The organism is Paenisporosarcina sp. NPDC076907, from assembly GCF_050269735.1.
Classification (GTDB): domain Bacteria; phylum Bacillota; class Bacilli; order Bacillales_A; family Planococcaceae; genus Paenisporosarcina.
In genome coordinates this window covers 104,503-120,219 of the sequence record NZ_JBNNIX010000006.1, presented here as the reverse complement: position 1 = coordinate 120,219, position 15,717 = coordinate 104,503, and the positions used below count along the sequence as shown (strand labels likewise).

23 protein-coding genes and 2 riboswitches are annotated in these 15,717 nt (G+C 40.7%); of the genes, 15 read left to right on the top strand and 8 right to left on the bottom strand.

Annotation, left to right across the window (positions count from 1 at the left end; all coding sequences use genetic code 11):
• Window positions 1-4 precede the first annotated feature (4 nt).
• Together ACQKEV_RS16130 and ACQKEV_RS16125 are read left to right on the top strand one after the other, a co-directional pair.
• A complete protein-coding gene (locus ACQKEV_RS16130; RefSeq protein ID WP_427447607.1) occupies window positions 5-655 on the top strand; it encodes a cobalamin B12-binding domain-containing protein in 651 nt (216 codons plus the stop codon).
• Window positions 642-1,382: an STAS domain-containing protein gene (locus ACQKEV_RS16125; RefSeq protein WP_427447605.1), complete on the top strand. Its 741-nt coding sequence runs from the start codon at window positions 642-644 to the stop codon at window positions 1,380-1,382. The genes ACQKEV_RS16130 and ACQKEV_RS16125 overlap by 14 nt, the downstream gene beginning before the upstream one ends.
• A 62-nt stretch (window positions 1,383-1,444) precedes the next feature.
• Here the strand turns inward: ACQKEV_RS16125 and ACQKEV_RS16120 are convergent, their stop codons facing one another.
• Window positions 1,445-1,639, bottom strand: a complete 195-nt coding sequence (locus ACQKEV_RS16120) for a CsbD family protein (protein ID WP_427447603.1) — start codon at window positions 1,637-1,639, stop codon at window positions 1,445-1,447.
• A 99-nt stretch (window positions 1,640-1,738) separates the two neighbouring features.
• Between ACQKEV_RS16120 and ACQKEV_RS16115 the strand changes: the two genes are divergently transcribed.
• From ACQKEV_RS16115 to ACQKEV_RS16100, 4 genes are all read left to right on the top strand, one after another.
• On the top strand, window positions 1,739-2,470 hold the full coding sequence (locus tag ACQKEV_RS16115; protein WP_427447601.1) for a sulfite exporter TauE/SafE family protein: 732 nt from the start codon (window positions 1,739-1,741) through the stop codon (window positions 2,468-2,470).
• Window positions 2,471-2,527: 57 nt separating this feature from the next.
• Entirely contained in the window at window positions 2,528-3,544 is a 1,017-nt protein-coding gene (locus ACQKEV_RS16110) for a PQQ-dependent sugar dehydrogenase (RefSeq protein WP_427447599.1), read from the top strand.
• 65 nt (window positions 3,545-3,609) lie between these two features.
• The gene (locus ACQKEV_RS16105) at window positions 3,610-4,020 is read left to right on the top strand and encodes a pyridoxamine 5'-phosphate oxidase family protein (protein WP_427447597.1); all 411 of its coding nucleotides are present in this window, start codon (window positions 3,610-3,612) and stop codon (window positions 4,018-4,020) included.
• Between the two features lie 508 nt (window positions 4,021-4,528).
• Window positions 4,529-4,702, top strand: a complete 174-nt coding sequence (locus tag ACQKEV_RS16100) for a hypothetical protein (RefSeq protein WP_424470923.1) — start codon at window positions 4,529-4,531, stop codon at window positions 4,700-4,702.
• A gap of 174 nt (window positions 4,703-4,876) precedes the next feature.
• Here the strand turns inward: ACQKEV_RS16100 and corA are convergent, their stop codons facing one another.
• Complete coding sequence (gene corA / locus ACQKEV_RS16095) at window positions 4,877-5,839, bottom strand: magnesium/cobalt transporter CorA (protein WP_427447595.1); 963 nt, start codon at window positions 5,837-5,839, stop codon at window positions 4,877-4,879.
• Window positions 5,840-6,034: 195 nt separating this feature from the next.
• Between corA and ACQKEV_RS16090 the strand changes: the two genes are divergently transcribed.
• The 8 genes from ACQKEV_RS16090 (at window position 6,035) to ACQKEV_RS16055 (ending at window position 11,290) form a co-directional block, all read left to right on the top strand.
• Window positions 6,035-6,169: a hypothetical protein gene (locus ACQKEV_RS16090; protein WP_427447593.1), complete on the top strand. Its 135-nt coding sequence runs from the start codon at window positions 6,035-6,037 to the stop codon at window positions 6,167-6,169.
• 123 nt (window positions 6,170-6,292) lie between these two features.
• Window positions 6,293-6,736, top strand: a complete 444-nt coding sequence (locus ACQKEV_RS16085) for an NUDIX hydrolase (protein WP_427447591.1) — start codon at window positions 6,293-6,295, stop codon at window positions 6,734-6,736.
• Between the two features lie 388 nt (window positions 6,737-7,124).
• A riboswitch (guanidine-I (ykkC/yxkD leader) is annotated at window positions 7,125-7,228 on the top strand.
• 56 nt (window positions 7,229-7,284) lie between these two features.
• Entirely contained in the window at window positions 7,285-7,620 is a 336-nt protein-coding gene (locus tag ACQKEV_RS16080; RefSeq protein WP_427447589.1) for a DMT family transporter, read from the top strand.
• On the top strand, window positions 7,620-7,934 hold the full coding sequence (locus ACQKEV_RS16075; RefSeq protein ID WP_427447587.1) for a DMT family transporter: 315 nt from the start codon (window positions 7,620-7,622) through the stop codon (window positions 7,932-7,934). Before ACQKEV_RS16080 ends, ACQKEV_RS16075 begins: the two co-directional genes overlap by 1 nt.
• A gap of 152 nt (window positions 7,935-8,086) precedes the next feature.
• Window positions 8,087-8,191, top strand: a riboswitch (SAM riboswitch).
• Window positions 8,192-8,263: 72 nt separating this feature from the next.
• Entirely contained in the window at window positions 8,264-9,475 is a 1,212-nt protein-coding gene (locus ACQKEV_RS16070) for a 2,3-diketo-5-methylthiopentyl-1-phosphate enolase (protein ID WP_427447585.1), read from the top strand.
• Window positions 9,472-10,131 carry a 2-hydroxy-3-keto-5-methylthiopentenyl-1-phosphate phosphatase gene (locus ACQKEV_RS16065; RefSeq protein WP_427447583.1) on the top strand — a complete coding sequence of 220 codons (660 nt, stop codon included), beginning with the start codon at window positions 9,472-9,474 and terminating at the stop codon, window positions 10,129-10,131. The genes ACQKEV_RS16070 and ACQKEV_RS16065 overlap by 4 nt, the downstream gene beginning before the upstream one ends.
• A complete protein-coding gene (locus ACQKEV_RS16060; protein WP_427447581.1) occupies window positions 10,128-10,757 on the top strand; it encodes a methylthioribulose 1-phosphate dehydratase in 630 nt (209 codons plus the stop codon). The genes ACQKEV_RS16065 and ACQKEV_RS16060 overlap by 4 nt, the downstream gene beginning before the upstream one ends.
• 2 nt (window positions 10,758-10,759) lie before the next feature.
• Window positions 10,760-11,290, top strand: coding sequence for a cupin domain-containing protein (locus ACQKEV_RS16055; RefSeq protein WP_427447580.1), 531 nt, complete (start codon window positions 10,760-10,762; stop codon window positions 11,288-11,290).
• Between the two features lie 205 nt (window positions 11,291-11,495).
• Here ACQKEV_RS16055 and ACQKEV_RS16050 read toward each other — a convergent pair whose 3' ends face one another.
• Window positions 11,496-11,594, bottom strand: a complete 99-nt coding sequence (locus tag ACQKEV_RS16050; protein ID WP_427447578.1) for a YjcZ family sporulation protein — start codon at window positions 11,592-11,594, stop codon at window positions 11,496-11,498.
• Window positions 11,595-11,712: 118 nt separating this feature from the next.
• On the bottom strand, window positions 11,713-12,354 hold the full coding sequence (locus ACQKEV_RS16045; RefSeq protein ID WP_427447577.1) for a plasmid pRiA4b ORF-3 family protein: 642 nt from the start codon (window positions 12,352-12,354) through the stop codon (window positions 11,713-11,715).
• 216 nt (window positions 12,355-12,570) lie between these two features.
• On the opposite strand from ACQKEV_RS16045, the gene ACQKEV_RS16040 reads away from it, so the two are divergent.
• Entirely contained in the window at window positions 12,571-13,239 is a 669-nt protein-coding gene (locus ACQKEV_RS16040) for a TVP38/TMEM64 family protein (protein ID WP_427447576.1), read from the top strand.
• 34 nt (window positions 13,240-13,273) lie between these two features.
• On the opposite strand, the gene ACQKEV_RS16035 is transcribed toward ACQKEV_RS16040, so the two are convergent.
• From ACQKEV_RS16035 to ACQKEV_RS16020, 4 genes are all read right to left on the bottom strand, one after another.
• Window positions 13,274-14,053 carry an alpha/beta fold hydrolase gene (locus ACQKEV_RS16035; protein ID WP_427447574.1) on the bottom strand — a complete coding sequence of 260 codons (780 nt, stop codon included), beginning with the start codon at window positions 14,051-14,053 and terminating at the stop codon, window positions 13,274-13,276.
• 197 nt (window positions 14,054-14,250) lie between these two features.
• Window positions 14,251-14,343 carry a YjcZ family sporulation protein gene (locus tag ACQKEV_RS16030; protein WP_269926683.1) on the bottom strand — a complete coding sequence of 31 codons (93 nt, stop codon included), beginning with the start codon at window positions 14,341-14,343 and terminating at the stop codon, window positions 14,251-14,253.
• 209 nt (window positions 14,344-14,552) lie between these two features.
• A complete protein-coding gene (locus ACQKEV_RS16025; RefSeq protein WP_427447571.1) occupies window positions 14,553-15,107 on the bottom strand; it encodes a TVP38/TMEM64 family protein in 555 nt (184 codons plus the stop codon).
• A gap of 198 nt (window positions 15,108-15,305) precedes the next feature.
• On the bottom strand, window positions 15,306-15,605 hold the full coding sequence (locus tag ACQKEV_RS16020; protein ID WP_427447569.1) for a hypothetical protein: 300 nt from the start codon (window positions 15,603-15,605) through the stop codon (window positions 15,306-15,308).
• Between the last annotated feature and the right edge of the window lie 112 nt (window positions 15,606-15,717).

Sequence of the window (15,717 nt, the reverse complement as noted above, 5' to 3'; positions counted from 1 at the left end):
AGAGATGACTAAACAATTAGCGATTGCATTGCTTGAAGGAGATTCAGATAACGCATTTGAACAAATTCACTCACTGTACCAAAAAGGAATGCCGATAGCGACCATTTATCAGGATTACATCACGGAAGCCATGCGTTTAATCGGGTTGATGTGGGAAGAGGATGAAATTACAGTAGCAGACGAGCATTTGGCGACAGCAACTTGTGATTACATATTAGCAAGGTTTCATAGTGTCATTCCAAAACCGAAGCTTACAGCTCATTCGAAAAAAGCGATGTTTTTTTGCGTAGAAAAAGAACAACATTCGCTTGGAATGAAAATGGCTGCTTACTTATTCGAACAATCTGGATGGAACGTGAGATTAATGGGGGCTAATTTGCCTTTGTCTTATGCAAAAGAGGCTGCAGAACGCTTTGCACCTCAAGTCATCGGCGTCTCTCTCACCATCATTCATCACTTGGAACAATTAAAACAATACATTACTGAACTTGATGAAATTAGTAGCAAGCCGCATCTACTGGTGGGTAGCAGACTTCTATCTTCTTACGATTTAGCGAAATACGCTTCTCCAAGAACTCGGATGATCAGTGATTATGAAGTACTGCAAAAATGGATGGTTGAACTTGATGAGGTGAAAATACATGAACATCATTAAGTCGCTGCCTTTTCCTGCATTTTTGGTGGACCGATCATTTGAAATACTCGATATGTCTCAAACTGCTCGCCAAGTATTTGGAGATGTGAACTATTTTGTGGATCTCATGAATACCGGCAGTCAAAGCAAACGCGACAGATTGTTGGCACAAAGCTTGGACAAGCCTATCGAAATAACATTAAAAACGAAAAGAGACTTACAAGAGCTTTTTGCGGTTTCCATTACGTGGGAGCATGAAAAAGGAATCTTGCAGTGTTTTGAAATCGGCAGTAAGCTTGATAAAATCATGGAAATTGTTCAAAAACATGAAAACCGTCTTGCACATGTGGATTTTGAATTGCTCTCTCAAAAAGAACTAGCTGAAAGTCAGTTAAATCAAATCAAGCAATTATCAGCACCTCTTATACCTGTATCAAACCATGTGGGGCTGGTCCCGTTATTTGGGCAGTTTGATCAAGATTTGATTTCCAATAGCGAAGATCGCTTGGCGATCGAATTGTATGAAAACGATATCACAAAAGTTGTGTTTGATTTTAATGGAATTGACCAAATCAGTGAATATGGCATTAATTCATTCCAAGCGTTTGTGGAGACTCTTCAAATTATGGGGATTGAAACGTACATTGTAGGGTTAAAACCTCACCATACAAGTTTTATGAAAAATAACCATAGTAAAACTGCTACTTATTTAACTACACTTAAAGAAGCCATTTCATTATTGACATAAAAACAGTTGCCCTCAAATAATGAGAGCAACTGTTTTGTTATACTACATGAAATTTTATAGGATTAGTATTTATCGTCCGTGCTACGGTCTTTTGCTTCACCAATTTTTTCTTGCACGGCACCTTTCGCTTTGTCGAACTTGCCTTCAGCTTGAAGTGACGTATTGTCTGTCGCGTTTCCGACTTGATCTTTAAATTCACCTTTGGCTTTGTTTACTCCACCTTTAAGTTTGTCAGAAAATCCATTATCTTTTGTCATGTGCTTTCCTCCTAATAGGTTATTTACTGCTTGTTCGATACTATATAAATACCCTCGTCCCGCTCACATAAACATACTAACTTGAAAAAGGGGTAGCTCATGGATTATATTTGGTTATTTTTAATAGGATTGATCGCGAATGTGCTGGGCACACTGGCTGGAGGTGGTGGCTTAATCAGTTTACCGGCGATGCTGTTAATGGGAATACCGGTTCACTCCGCCATTGGGGCAAATAAGGTATCCAATACAGTCAGTTCTTTGTCCAGTTTCATCGTCATTTATAAATACAAAGAAGTTACCGTAAGAGAAGCTCTCATCATCGTTCCACTTTGTCTGGGTGGTGGAATTGCGGGTGGTTTAATCGCGTCCTTTTTAACCGAAAGCACGTTGACAATCATTGCTATCGTGTTGCTGAGTTTTGCATTAATCACTTCATTTATGGGGTCGAGTGATTTTGAAGGAAATCGTCCGCTTGTCGTGAACAAGAAAAGCGGAGTTGGTCTATTTGGCATTGGATTATATGACGGAGTGTTTGGACCGGGGTCCGGCACATTGATGATGTACATCCTCTCATCTCTTGGCATTTCTTATATTCGGGCCGTTGGACTTGCCCGCATAGCGATTTTTTCGAGTTGTTTCGGCGCAGCTTTAACTTACATTGCAACCGGAAAAATTATGTGGGCAGTAACCATTGCGTTATTGTTAGGTTCAGTAAGTGGAGCGCAAATCGGCGTGCATCTAGCCCGTAAATTGAAAAAAGAATATGTGAAACCTTTATTGCGTATGGTCACGATAGCTTTGATTATTCAAATAGTGGTGACGAATATATAGATAAGTAGACTAAATATTCTGTATTATAGAAAGAAAGAATAGAAGAGGTGATTAGTCATGAAAAGATGGATAATCTTCACCTCATGCCTTCTTCTGTTAAGTGGGTGTGGATTTCTTGAGCAGAGTAAATCTGCGAAACCTGAGTCAGTCAAAGAAGTAGCTACAAATCTTGAAGTTCCCTGGGCAATTAATCAAGTAGGGGACGAATTTTACATATCAGAACGGGTTGGGAAGATTGCTTATATAGGAGCTGGCGGCACAGTCGAACATCAAAAAGTGGAGTTTTCAACGCCTTTAGCGACTGTTTCAGAAGCGGGTTTGCTAGGGTTTGTTCTAAAACCGACATTCAAAGAGACGAAAACAGCATTTGCCTACTACAATTACGATGCGGGTAATGGTCCATTCAACCGAATCGTGACATTGAAATTGGAAGGAAACGTCTGGAAAGAAGTCGCCATCCATTTAGACGAAATTTCAACTGGCAATGTCCATCATGGAGGACGACTTGAAATCGGTCCCGATCAGTTGTTGTACGCAACGATTGGAGATGCGGCCAATCCACAATTAGCACAAGATCCGAATTCGAAAAACGGAAAAATCCTCCGTTTGAATGCAAACAATCAATGGGAAACAGTGAGTCTCGGACATCGTAATCCACAAGGACTCGCATGGTCTGAAGATGGTGTATTATTCGCTTCTGAACATGGACAATCTGCCAAAGATGAAATAAATAAAATTGAACCAGGCAGCAATTACGGATGGCCATTAATTGAAGGTAGTAAAGAACGAGTAGGATATGTGACGCCTTTGCTTCATTCTGGAGCCAATACAACGTGGGCACCTTCAGGCATGACGTTTCATAAAGGAAAATTGTATGTAGCAGCTTTGCGTGGGGAAGGCATTCTTGTCATCAATCCCGACTCGGGTGATTTAGAAGACACGATTACGGGCTTTGGTCGAATAAGAGATGTGTTTTCCAATGGTGAAGATTTGTACTTCGTCACGAACAATCGGGATGGCAGAGGAACTGCAAGTGCTAATGATGATAAGCTATACCAATATTTAGCTGAGTAATAGCACATTGTCATGTTTAATTGGCGGAACTGGAAGGAATACTTTCAGAAAGGAGCTGATTAAGAGTGAGTAAACAACAAGCATTAGACATTTTAAAAGAAAGTCGCACCGGCACAATGGCGACGGTGAAAAACAATAAACCACACTCAAGGTATATGACTTTCTACAATGAAGAATTTACACTATATACCCCGACGAATAAAAATACACATAAGGTCGAAGATATTGAAGCAAATCCGTATACACATATTTTGATTGGCTACGATGGAGAAGGCTTTGGGGATGCTTACTTGGAGATTGAAGGCAAAGTAAGTGAAAGCACAGACGAAAGCCTGAAAGAAAAAATTTGGAATGACCATATGAAAAATTGGTTCGAAGGTCCAGAAGATCCAAACTTATTGATATTAGTTGTGAAACCTGAATCCATCCGTTTAATGAACAAAAGCGGAAAACCACCTGAAACAATTGAATTGTAATGAATGGAAGCTCGCTCTTAACTTGAGAGTGAGCTTTTTTTGTTGATTAGAAGGGGGTGAGAGTTTGTGAAAAATTTAACGCTCAAAACTCCATGTTTATCGCTCATATTGGACCATTTGTCGCTCAGATATCTAATTTATCGCTCAAACAGACACTTTTATCGCTCAAATAGGTCTCAGAGGCAAGTTAACTTGCTGAGATTAACGTTTCATCTCAACGTACATAGTTTTTATCGATGATGAGTTCATTACCGAAAACCATGCAATCACGATGTATGAACCCTTCCTGACATATGGTAAGGGATAAAGAGGAGCTCAGTAGATTCTACTGAGCTATTTTGTTGTTCAATGACCTGCCAGTATTCACTTAAACACTTTTTTTCAAATCCTTGAAAATTAAATATACAGATTAATATTTTCATGAGAGGTTTATTTCTTTTTTAGTGGGGTAAATTTGAATTAGAACATTAGCAATCATAATTTAACAAAACTTGAGGAGGAAACAGACATGGCAGATTGGAAAAAGACATTATTAGCAAGTGGTTTAGTAGGCGGAATCGTTCTTGGTGGTTTAGCAGGTTGTGGTGACGGAGTAGACCAAGATAACGGTGTTGACGATGGCGAAGAGATGGACGATGTAGATGATGAAAACAAAAACCCTGAAGAAGAGGGCGAAGAATAATCAAGCAAACATAAGGAGCCTAAAGCTCCTTTTTTGTTGTAAAAATCTAAAGACAGCTCCACATATGTACAGGTAAACATGAAGTTCCTGCTTCTCCAAATTTTCTCGATACCACCTTTTTAAGTCCATAAATGCAAAAAACCATCTCCCTATTTTCACAGGAGATGGTTTTTTTTATGATTTAAATAGATTCAACCAACCTTTGTATTTAAACCAAGCGAACATTAACAATCCGATAAGTGCCATTCCGCCTAATGCGAAAAAGTAGCCGTATTTCGTCTCGAGTTCCGGCATGTTTTCAAAGTTCATCCCATATACCCCCGCTACAAATGTAAGTGGAATGAAAATGGAAGATACAATCGTTAAGATCATCATGATTCGGTTCATTCGGTTGGAGTTCATTGCCATATAGCTATCTCGAATATCAGCTGTAAGTTCTCGGTTTGACTCCACAATTTCTGTCAGTTTGACGAGGTGATCAGAAATATCCGCAAAGTAGGAATGTTCATGCTGTTGAAGATTAAAACGACTGGAGTTTAATACACGGTACATTAAATCGCGCATCGGCAATATTGTTCGACGCAACCATAGTAAGTCACTGCGCATTTCAAAGACGGTGTCCATCGAAAAATGCTTCATATCAAACGTCATCTGATCTTCTATTTCGTTCAGATGATCCTCAATTTTGTAAACGAGCGGGAAATAGGAATCGACCACTTTGTCGAGAATTTGATACGTCGCATAAATTGCTCCTCGGTCCCAAAATGATGCATCTCGTTGCAGTTTTTCGCGAACCAAGTCCAATTCCTGAACTGCAGTATGATGGAATGTCACAACAAAATTTTTCCCAACAAATATATCCAATTCTTCTGCTTCAAGTGTCTCTTCGTTCATTGTATGGACGACGAAGAAATGATAGCCATCGTAATAGTCGACTTTCGGTCGTTGCAACCGATGCAGGCAATCTTCAATCGCCAGTGGATGGAAATGAAAGAACGAATCAAGCAACGCGCTTTCAGTGGCAGAAGGTTTATCAAAATCAATCCAATACCAATCAAATGATTTTTTATGTAAATCTTCTAGTGGAAAGTCCATTTCCAATTGGCTATCAGCCGTTACGCCAAATGTTCGAATCATAAGTAAAACCTCGTTTCACACGGTAAATGCTAGTAGTAGTTTACCACGAATTGACGTAAAGCTAACATGAAAGGCTGACGGTTAAGTGGATATATGAAAAGAGCTTTCCTAAGAATCTCTTAACATGATATTCATATTTTCAACATATACATCAATTACACTAAATGTGAATGTTCATAACCAAGGAGGTACCCTATGACGCAAACCAATTTGAAGAAGAAAGCATTTCCGATTGCCGTTCTTTCACTTCTAGCTTTCAGTGGAGTCGCAGGAGCAATCGCTGCGTATCCAACTCCGAAACGTCAAGGAATTCCTATAAAGGCTAGGTAATTGTTGCAAACTGACTTGTCTGGTTTCACTCCGGTTCTTGCCAATCGAGCGATTTAATAGTAAATTTTTTACAGGAAATCAATTTGCTGAGATTGGCAATCTATAGAATCGGAGAAAGTGGCCATGACTAATCATCCAAATTACCGTGTCTCAATTGAGATCATCTTGAAACATCATCATAAAATCCTTCTTACAAAGCGTTCAGAACTGGCAACCGTGGCGCCTGGAGTCTGGAATGTTCCAGCGGGCAAGGTGAAATTTCATGAAATTCCTCTAGAAGCTGCACACCGTGAAGTGCAGGCAGAAACGAATATGGCAGTACCTAGTCTCACAGAAATCCATGTCCGGACTTTCGAGGGACACACAGCCAGTGAACCTATTTACCGCCTTATTTATACATATGTTGCTGACGTAACAGAAGCGCAACTTGCCCATTTTCAGTTGAATGATGAGCATTCGGAATATGTCTGGATCTCAAAAGAAGAAGTCAATGACACCCGCTTTGACTCTTTACTTCCTGCTTTTCGAGACATTTTAATTACAAAAGTTTTCAACACTCCATCTTAATCAGGAGTGTTTTTTACATGTCCTTAATGACTTTCACCACTCCGTGAGCTGATAGATACGAAATGGGGATAAGAAGAAAAAGAGTGATCAAGCCAATCATCGTTCCAAGTGGTGAGATCGGAAGAAGGTTCCTTGTAAAAAAATCAAGCAATTGACAGTAGATGATAAAGATAACGATGGACATGACCAAAATAATAATTTTGTTAGTGAAGGACTTCAAAGTGATTCTCCTTTCTTTATACGAAAAAGAATTAATTTAAGTGTTACATTTTTTTCCAATATATACAACCGAATATTTACTATGAGCTCGTCGTTTGACTCATTGTTCCGCATGGTTTATTCTAACCTTGCACAAAATAATTTCATAAAGCGCCATTCTCAAGATGGCGAACAAGTTTTCTAGGGTTCCGCAAACAACCGGTTTGGCCTGGTCCGAGAGAAAACACTTTGCCAATTTGCAAAGCCACACGGAAGGATAAAAGCCTGGGAGATAACGTTTATACGTTCATCTCTCGGGCTTATTTTTATTGGAAAAGGAGTTGGGATTCATGAATAAAGAATGGATGAAAGTGTTGATAGCTGCTGTGTTTGAAGTGTTTTGGGTGATTGGACTGAAGCATGCGGATGATGTGTGGGCTTGGATTGGCACTTTAATTGCGATTGCAATCAGTTTTTATTTGATGATCATGGCAGGGAAAACATTACCCGTAGGAACTGTGTACGCAGTGTTTGTTGGTCTAGGTACAGCAGGTACAGTCATTGCAGACATTCTCTTTTTCGGAGAATCATTTAATATCCCGAAACTGGGTTTGATTGCGCTTCTGTTAATAGGGGTTGTCGGGCTTAAGTTGGTCACAAAAGAACAGGAAGAGGTGTCGTCATAATGGCATGGCTATTCTTAATCATTGCCGGTTTATTTGAAATGACAGGAGTCGCGATGATCAACCAAGTTCATAAAAATCGCTCTTGGAAGTCCATAACCGGATTGTTCGCAAGCTTTATGGCGAGCTTCTTGTTCCTAGCACTTGCTATGGAGACTCTTCCAATGGGAACGGCATACGCAGTGTGGACAGGCATTGGTGCTTCTGGAGGCGCAATTCTAGGTATGATGTTGTACGGGGAACCGAAAACATGGTTGCGCATGCTGTTTATTGCAATCGTGTTGGGAGCGGCTGTTGGATTGAAATTTATTTCTTAAAACTTGTCATGTCTTTCAAAAAACAAACATAGCATAGCTTTGTACAATTGAAATAAGCTGTATATTTCAATTTATTAGAAAATTGTGTTGACAAGTATTTTACACCCTGTCATAATCCAATTTAGATTTTAAAAAATATCATATCTACATTTTTCTTATCAAGAGCAGGTGGAGGGACTAGCCCTATGAAACCCGGCAACCGACTTACACGAGTAAGCACGGTGCTAATTCTTGCAGCAGTAGCTGACAGATAAGAGGATGTTAGTTCAACTACTAACCTCTTCTTTTTTGTGAAGAGGTTTTTTATTTTTTCTGAAGAGGTGAAAACATTGACTGAAGTAATCGCGACTTATTTAGTACATAGCATAGATGATAATTTTGAAAAAAAAGCAGAAGGCATCGCGCTTGGCTTGACTGTGGGATCCTGGACTGATTTGCCACAACTGGAGCAAAAACAACTGAAGAAACATAAAGGGCGCGTTGTATCTGTCGAAAATGTCGGTAGTTCAGATAACCGAACGAAAGGAATCATCCGTATAGCTTACCCGGTAGCCAATTACAGCCCAGACCTGCCAGCTATATTAATAACAACTTTTGGCAAGTTATCATTGGACGGAGAAATTAAGTTACTCGATTTGGAGTTTAGTCCGGAATTAACGGCACACTTTTCAGGACCGAAGTTCGGAACAGAAGGGATTCGCCAACTGACAGGTGTGCAAGGACGACCATTTGTCATGAGTATTTTTAAAGGCATTCTCGGCAAAGATTTGGACTTTTTACTGACACAGCTCGAACACCAAGCACGTGGTGGTGTGGATTTTGTGAAAGATGATGAGATTTTGTTCGAGAACGAGTTGACGCCTTTTGAGCAGCGAATTGTGAGAGGGCGTGAAGTGCTCGAGCATGTTTTCTCAGAGACAGGTCATCGAACACGTTACGCGGTGAATTTGACTGGACGAACATTTGACTTAAGAGACAAAGCAAAACGCGCGACGGAGCTAGGTGCTGATATGTTGCTGTTTAATGTGTACGCATACGGGCTGGACACGCTGCAAAGTTTAGCTGAAGATCCGGAAATCGCAATTCCTATCATGGCTCATCCCGCTGTTTCAGGAGCATTCACGCCATCCAGAAAGTATGGCTTATCCAACCAGCTCGCATTAGGTAAATTATTGCGACTTGCGGGGGCAGATTTCTCGTTGTTCCCTTCGCCATATGGAAGCGTAGCCTTGGAAAAAGGGGAGACACTTCAAATTGCCGATGCACTTCAAGCGCCTGGTTTATTGAAGACAACATTACCAGTACCATCTGCCGGCATTCATCCAGGCATGGTGCCACAACTAATCGAAGACTTCGGGATTAATTCCGTTATCAATGCAGGCGGCGGGGTGCATGGTCATCCAGCAGGTTCTGCCGCTGGAGGCAAAGCATTCAGGCAAGCTGTGGATGCAACGCTTTCAGGGAAGTCCTTATCAGAAGCAGCGCAAGCGAATACTGAACTGCAACAAGCCCTGGAATTGTGGGGTGACAAAGTACGATGACACAACCCGTCATATTTTGTGATTTTGATGGCACCATTACTACGAAAGACAACATCATGGCCATCATGAAAAAATTCGCACCACCTGAATGGGAACCGATAAAAGACCAGATTCTTGGCCAGGAAATATCCATTCAACAAGGCGTAACCCAACTTTTCAATTTGTTATCAACCGACCAAAAAGATGAAATTACACAGTTCGTACTGAATCAAGCACAAATTCGAGAAGGATTTGAAGACTTTGTCGCTTATACGAAAGCGCAACATATTCCACTGTTCATCGTATCTGGAGGCATTGACTTCTTTGTTAAACCACTCGTGAAGGACCAAATAGAAGACGAGCGTATTTACTGTAACGAGGCAGATTTTTCTGGGGAAACCATTACGATTAATTGGCCACATACTTGCGATGAACATTGCTCGAATGGCTGCGGTTGCTGTAAACCTTCCATTATTCGCAAACTGAGTGACGACAACACTTACAAAATCGTCATCGGTGATTCAATCACCGATTTGCAAGCGGCAAAACTAGCAGACAAAGTGATCGCGCGGGACTTCCTCAGCGAAAAGTGTGAGGAACTCAACCTTCCTTTTGAGCCATTTGAAACATTTTCAGACGTGATTCACATTTTAAAGCAATTGGAGGTACACACATGAGCAACTACTTTTCCCGTTGGAACGAGCTTGCGGCCATAAAAAAAGAACTCGCAGACCGCGACTGGTTCTACGGCACAAGCGGCAATTTATCGATTAAGGTTACGAATGAACCAGTTACATTCCTCGTTACTGCATCTGGTAAAGACAAACGAAAATTCACGGACCATGACTTTTTACTGGTGGATGCAGTTGGTGAAAAGTTGGAGGAGACGTCGTCAAAACCATCCGCTGAAACGTTGCTCCACGCAAAAATTTATAACAAAACCAATGCGGGTTGTGTCCTACATGTGCACACGATTGACAATAATGTCATCACGGAACTGTACAAACATGATACACATATTGATTTCACCGGAAATGAAATTATTAAAGCACTCGGTTCTTGGGAACAAGATGCGAAGATCAGTATTCCAATCATTCCGAATGTCGCACATATCCCAACACTTGCTGAACAATTTGATCGTTATGTAACTGGGGACACAGGAGCCATCCTGATTCAAAATCACGGCATCACCGTATGGGGCAAAGACGCTTTTGAAGCAAAAAAATATTTGGAAGCATGGGAATTTTTATTCTCGTATCAAGTGAAATTAGCAACGATAAAACATGTAGTGGGGAGTTTTTGAAGATGGCATACATTCGCAAACACGCAAGTAATGAACGCATTGAAGAAGAGCAAGCAGTCATTGATTTTTTAAATAGCAATGAAGTCATTTATGAAAAATGGGATATCGAGAAGCTTCCTACTGAGCTTCGAGAAAAATTCAATTTAACAGATGAAGAAAAACAACAGATTTTATCCGCATTCGGCATCGAAATTGCCGACATTTCCGAGCGACGCAACTATCAGCAAGCAGATGTGATTTCACTTTCTGAATCAACGCCGAACCTGGAACAACTGTTGAAAAACTTTCAACAAGAACATCATCACGAAGACGATGAAGTACGTTTCATTGTCAGCGGTCATGGCATTTTCGTCATTCAATCGGCAGACGGGGAATTCTTTGATGTCGAGTTGCACCCGGGTGACTTAATCTCTGTTCCTGAAAACGTCCGTCACTACTTTACGCTGATGGAAGACCGCAAAGTTGTAGCGGTTCGCATCTTTGTTACAACAGAAGGCTGGGTACCGATTTACGAGAAAGAAACAGTCGCTTAATCGTTAGTTGATTTCTTTCTGTCCAGTCACCATCACGTTCTGTCCATTCGCCTGGACACGGACAAATCATCTTCTCCAAAAACAGAGACACATCAAGAAAACCTGACATCCAGTAAGGAGTCAGGTTTTTTGTACTTATACCGCACGCCGTGGGGGAAGAAAGGGGCGCACGTCATAGTCGGATTTGAGGGCTAATTTCTATAAATTAGTATAGAAAACTTGCACCGACAATAATTAATAAGATGAAGAGAACAACGATCAACGTGAACGTAGAACCGCTATTATTGCAGCATTCGTATCCCATGCTTAACACCGCCTTTTTAGAAAGGATGCTTTAGCATATGCTCACCTTTGGAGCTGACACGGGAAAAAGGCATTGTTCTTTCACAGAATTCGTCATTCCGTCACTATATTTTTTTTGGCTAAACCCATTCGTCTTTTAGGAATGCATTTACTTTCTTTAAGTTGAATTTTTGATACCCTTGCCCTTTTGCCCATGCTTTCATCTCATCATGTTCAGGGTCGTCTGTATTCTTCATGACGCGTTTGAATTCGTCATAACCAGGGGGACCTCCCACATCTTCTGGTGGGCAAGTTCCTTTGCCTTCAAGTAATTGCGGATAATCGTGCGCATAATCATCCACTACTTGTTCCAGTACTACTTCGTGATCCCAGCCATCTCCAAAGTCATAAATGTAGCGGAATTTAGGGTAGTCGGTGACGTATTGACTCAAATCTACATCTCGTGCGAGTGATAGTTGGGTACGGATGAACCGTTGATACATCATGTCTTCATATGACCCTTTTTGTGGCGGGTTTTTCATATAGTGTTGGGCCATGCCAAAGTTCTCTGAAACAGATTCTTCATCGCCGACCATTTCAATCTTTTTATTGTTTTTTGAATCGTCAATCGAAAAATTAAACAAGTGACTGTTTGTCCATCCTATAGATGTTTGAATGATTGAATGCAAATCATAAAAATCGAGAGATGCCGGTACGACAATGCGGCGCCACACTTGCGGTTTTACATGATTAAGCGTAACGAGAAATTGATATGCTTTCAAAATATCACCTCTACTGAAGAATTTTTTTTATCATAACACAGGATGCATTTGTTTTTCGTTTTGTAGATAGCTGCTGAGACTTGATAAAAGAATATTATTTCATGGAATCGATTGGAATTGGACACTTATTATTCCTATTCGTTTTAAGAAACATGATATGATAGAAGAAAATTTAGTGCACACAAAATTCCATTGGAAGATACGAGCGGGTGACGAATGAAAGAAGCCATCAATAAACTCACGCATAAGAATTGGTTGGTTTGGGGTGGCTTGTTGTTGCTGCTCATTTTTTTAGTGTTAAACCGTCAAATCATTACGCTTCTCGTAAATCGCGACGTTGAAGCTATTCAAGATTTTTTAGATGATAATTTGCTGTATGCCTACATGTTTATGCTGGTCATCATGATTCTTCAAAATTCATTTACGGTGTTTCCTTTACTATTGGTAATTACCATTAATATCACGCTATTTGGGTTTGTTGATGGGTTTTTATGGAGCTGGATTTCAAGTGTGATTGCTGCAATTTTCGTCTTTTATGCCGTCCGCTACTTGTTTCAAGAAAGGCTGATTGAAAAATTCAAACCCGAATTGCTTGAGCAAATCAAAGCGAATGGATTTGCCTATGTATTTCAAGCGCGGATATTCCCGTTAGTACCAACCAGTTTGGTCAATATATTGGCAGGTTTGAGCACGGTTCGGTTCTGGCCATTTATCCTTGCTACAACTATCGGGAATTTCATTTATTTTTTCATACTGTCTCTCATCCCAGCAGGTATGGTCTCTGAGGAGATAAATGAAACCTTGATTTGGGTCATTTTAGTGAGCGCGATCTTGTTATACTACTTGTTCAAACTTGTTCGGAAAAAACGTAAGCTATCTAACTAAAGACAAACCCAGTTCGCAGAAAGCGAGCCGGGTTTTATTTTTGGTCTAAAAACTCTAAAACGAAATCCAAGAATAGTAACGGTTGTTCCACATTCGGGGCATGTCCAGATTTATTGAACTCTACAAACGTGGCATTCGGAATTAATCTCGCGGTTTCTCGTCCTGCTTCTGATGGATTCAATCCATCGTGATCGCCACTGATGACCAATGTTTTAGCTGTGATGCGGTACAAATCTTCACGGAAATCAAAGCCTTCCAATGCATCATTCGCTGCTTCAATCTCGTTAACGGTCAGAGGTGACCCTTTTTCGGCCGCATCATGACTCCACTTACCGACAGCCTTTAAGTCGTGAAAAATGTAAGGGGAGACTTTAATTACTTTCTCCGAAAAGTCCATTCCTTCCAGTTCGTCGGCATGTTTTGCAAATAACGCTTCCATTGAAGATGTTTTTCCTTGAGACTTCGTTGCCACTAAAATCAGTTTCTTCACACGTTCAGGAAAAGCAATTGCTACGCCTTGCGCAATGTAACTGCCCATGGAGACGCCAAGCAAATACGTTTCTTCAATCCCTAAATGTTCAAGCAAGCGAAGGACGTCGCCGACATGATCATCTAACGTATACGAAGCCGGTTTGTCTGATTCCCCGTGTCCCCGCGCATCCAGGACGATTGTCCGAAAATATTTCTTGAATACTTTTATTTCCGCATCAAACATATGACGATTGCCGGTCAATCCATGCAGTAACAAAAGGGGTTCACCGGTACCGTATTCATCATAAGTTAACATCGTGCCATTACTCTTAAAATTCCCCATCAGATCACCTCTATTCATCATGTTCCCTTGTGCATTTTAATGAAACCCATAGCTACGGGTTACGTAAACGGATCTTCTTCAAATCAGGGGCTTGTCCAAAAAAGTTGAAAGGTGTTTCTTATAGGATTAAAGAGCGCCTTCAAAGCGCTCTCGGAGTGCTTGCGGGAGTGGTTTTCTTTTCCTGGTGATTATTTTAATTAGTAGAGAAAAGCCGCTCCGACAATAATCAACAAAATGAAAAGAACCACAAGCAAAGCGAAAGAAGATCCGTTGTTGTTTCCATAACCCATAGCTAACACCACCTTTCATAATGAGGATTGTTGTATTATACGCAATGCAACGTCCTGCATATGGGGTAATGTCATGGGTTCTATCGTTAAGATAATAAGTCTATGTTTACAGCAAGAGACCAAGCCCAGGGGAAACTCTAATGTCGTTGTTTCCAGCATGATCCTTAATAGTTTAAATAATTTACGGTCAGTATATGCAATTTTTACAATTATCTCTGAGGATTTTTAAATTTTTTCCATACACGCCAAACCAAACCAATCGCTACCAGGAAGACAAGGTACTGTCCAGCTTGCGTCCACTCTACCAATGCGTATGTAGCGGAAGTTTCCAATAGGAGTGCGGGCAACTTCCCTAAACTGCTGGCGAGGGCAAAGGACCCAAAACTCATGGTACCCACCGCTGCGTAAAGAGTAACTAAACCAGAAGGTACAAATGGCATCATCCGCAGACCGATGACAAACAAAAAGGCCTCTCTAGGTGATGCATGAAGCAACTTTTGCAAGCGAGGGGCATGTTTGGTCTTATCGCTGATCACGTGTCTAAAACCTTTCCGATACAATCCGAAAGCAACTAAACTACCCACGATTTCCCCAATCAATGAGACTGAAAAACCGCCCCAAAACCCGAAAATCGCAACGTTCGCTGCGGTTAGGAATGCACTGGGGAGTATACCAGAAATGGCAATCAATACATTGAGGAATATACTTAATAAGATAGCCACGGGAAGGGGGAGCATATGTAAATAAGTTGATAGAGACTCCATAGATTGTGCTCCTTGTAAGGTAGTCTTGAATGATTGTTTAGCCATAATTCGATGACAAACTGATTGGTAACGTCAGCAACCTTCTTATCTGACCAATTGATTGCTCCGGCGCCATATTGCCGGAACTTGCGGTTGCATTAAATCTTGTGATTCAATCTGTAAACAAGGGATAAACGAACCATCCGTTGATAAGATCATTTAATCCAGCTTCTTTGCAAGCCAGTTTAGAAGCCAAATTCCAAACACCACTAAAAAGACAACCCCAAAAAATTCAGGCAGTAAATATATAAGAAAAAGTAAAATAGGTAGCAGTATAAAGATTCCGCCAAGCCAGCCAACTATAGCTTCTTCAGTATCACTAACTCGTGGTCTTTTTCTAGGCTTTCTAAATACACTTTTAGGCGGTGTAAAGTCGATACTAAAACTTTGAATATCGTTAGGATCTCCGTACTTCCTCGTCCTACCTATTTTCATTCTGACACCTTTTGCACGCCCCATATCGATTCTCCTTATTTCTATATAGATATAACTGTTGCAATCGTAGCATGAAAGTCTTTCTGAATGTTAGACATCAACTGAAAAAATGGCCAGTAAAAAAGCCAAGCAGGTC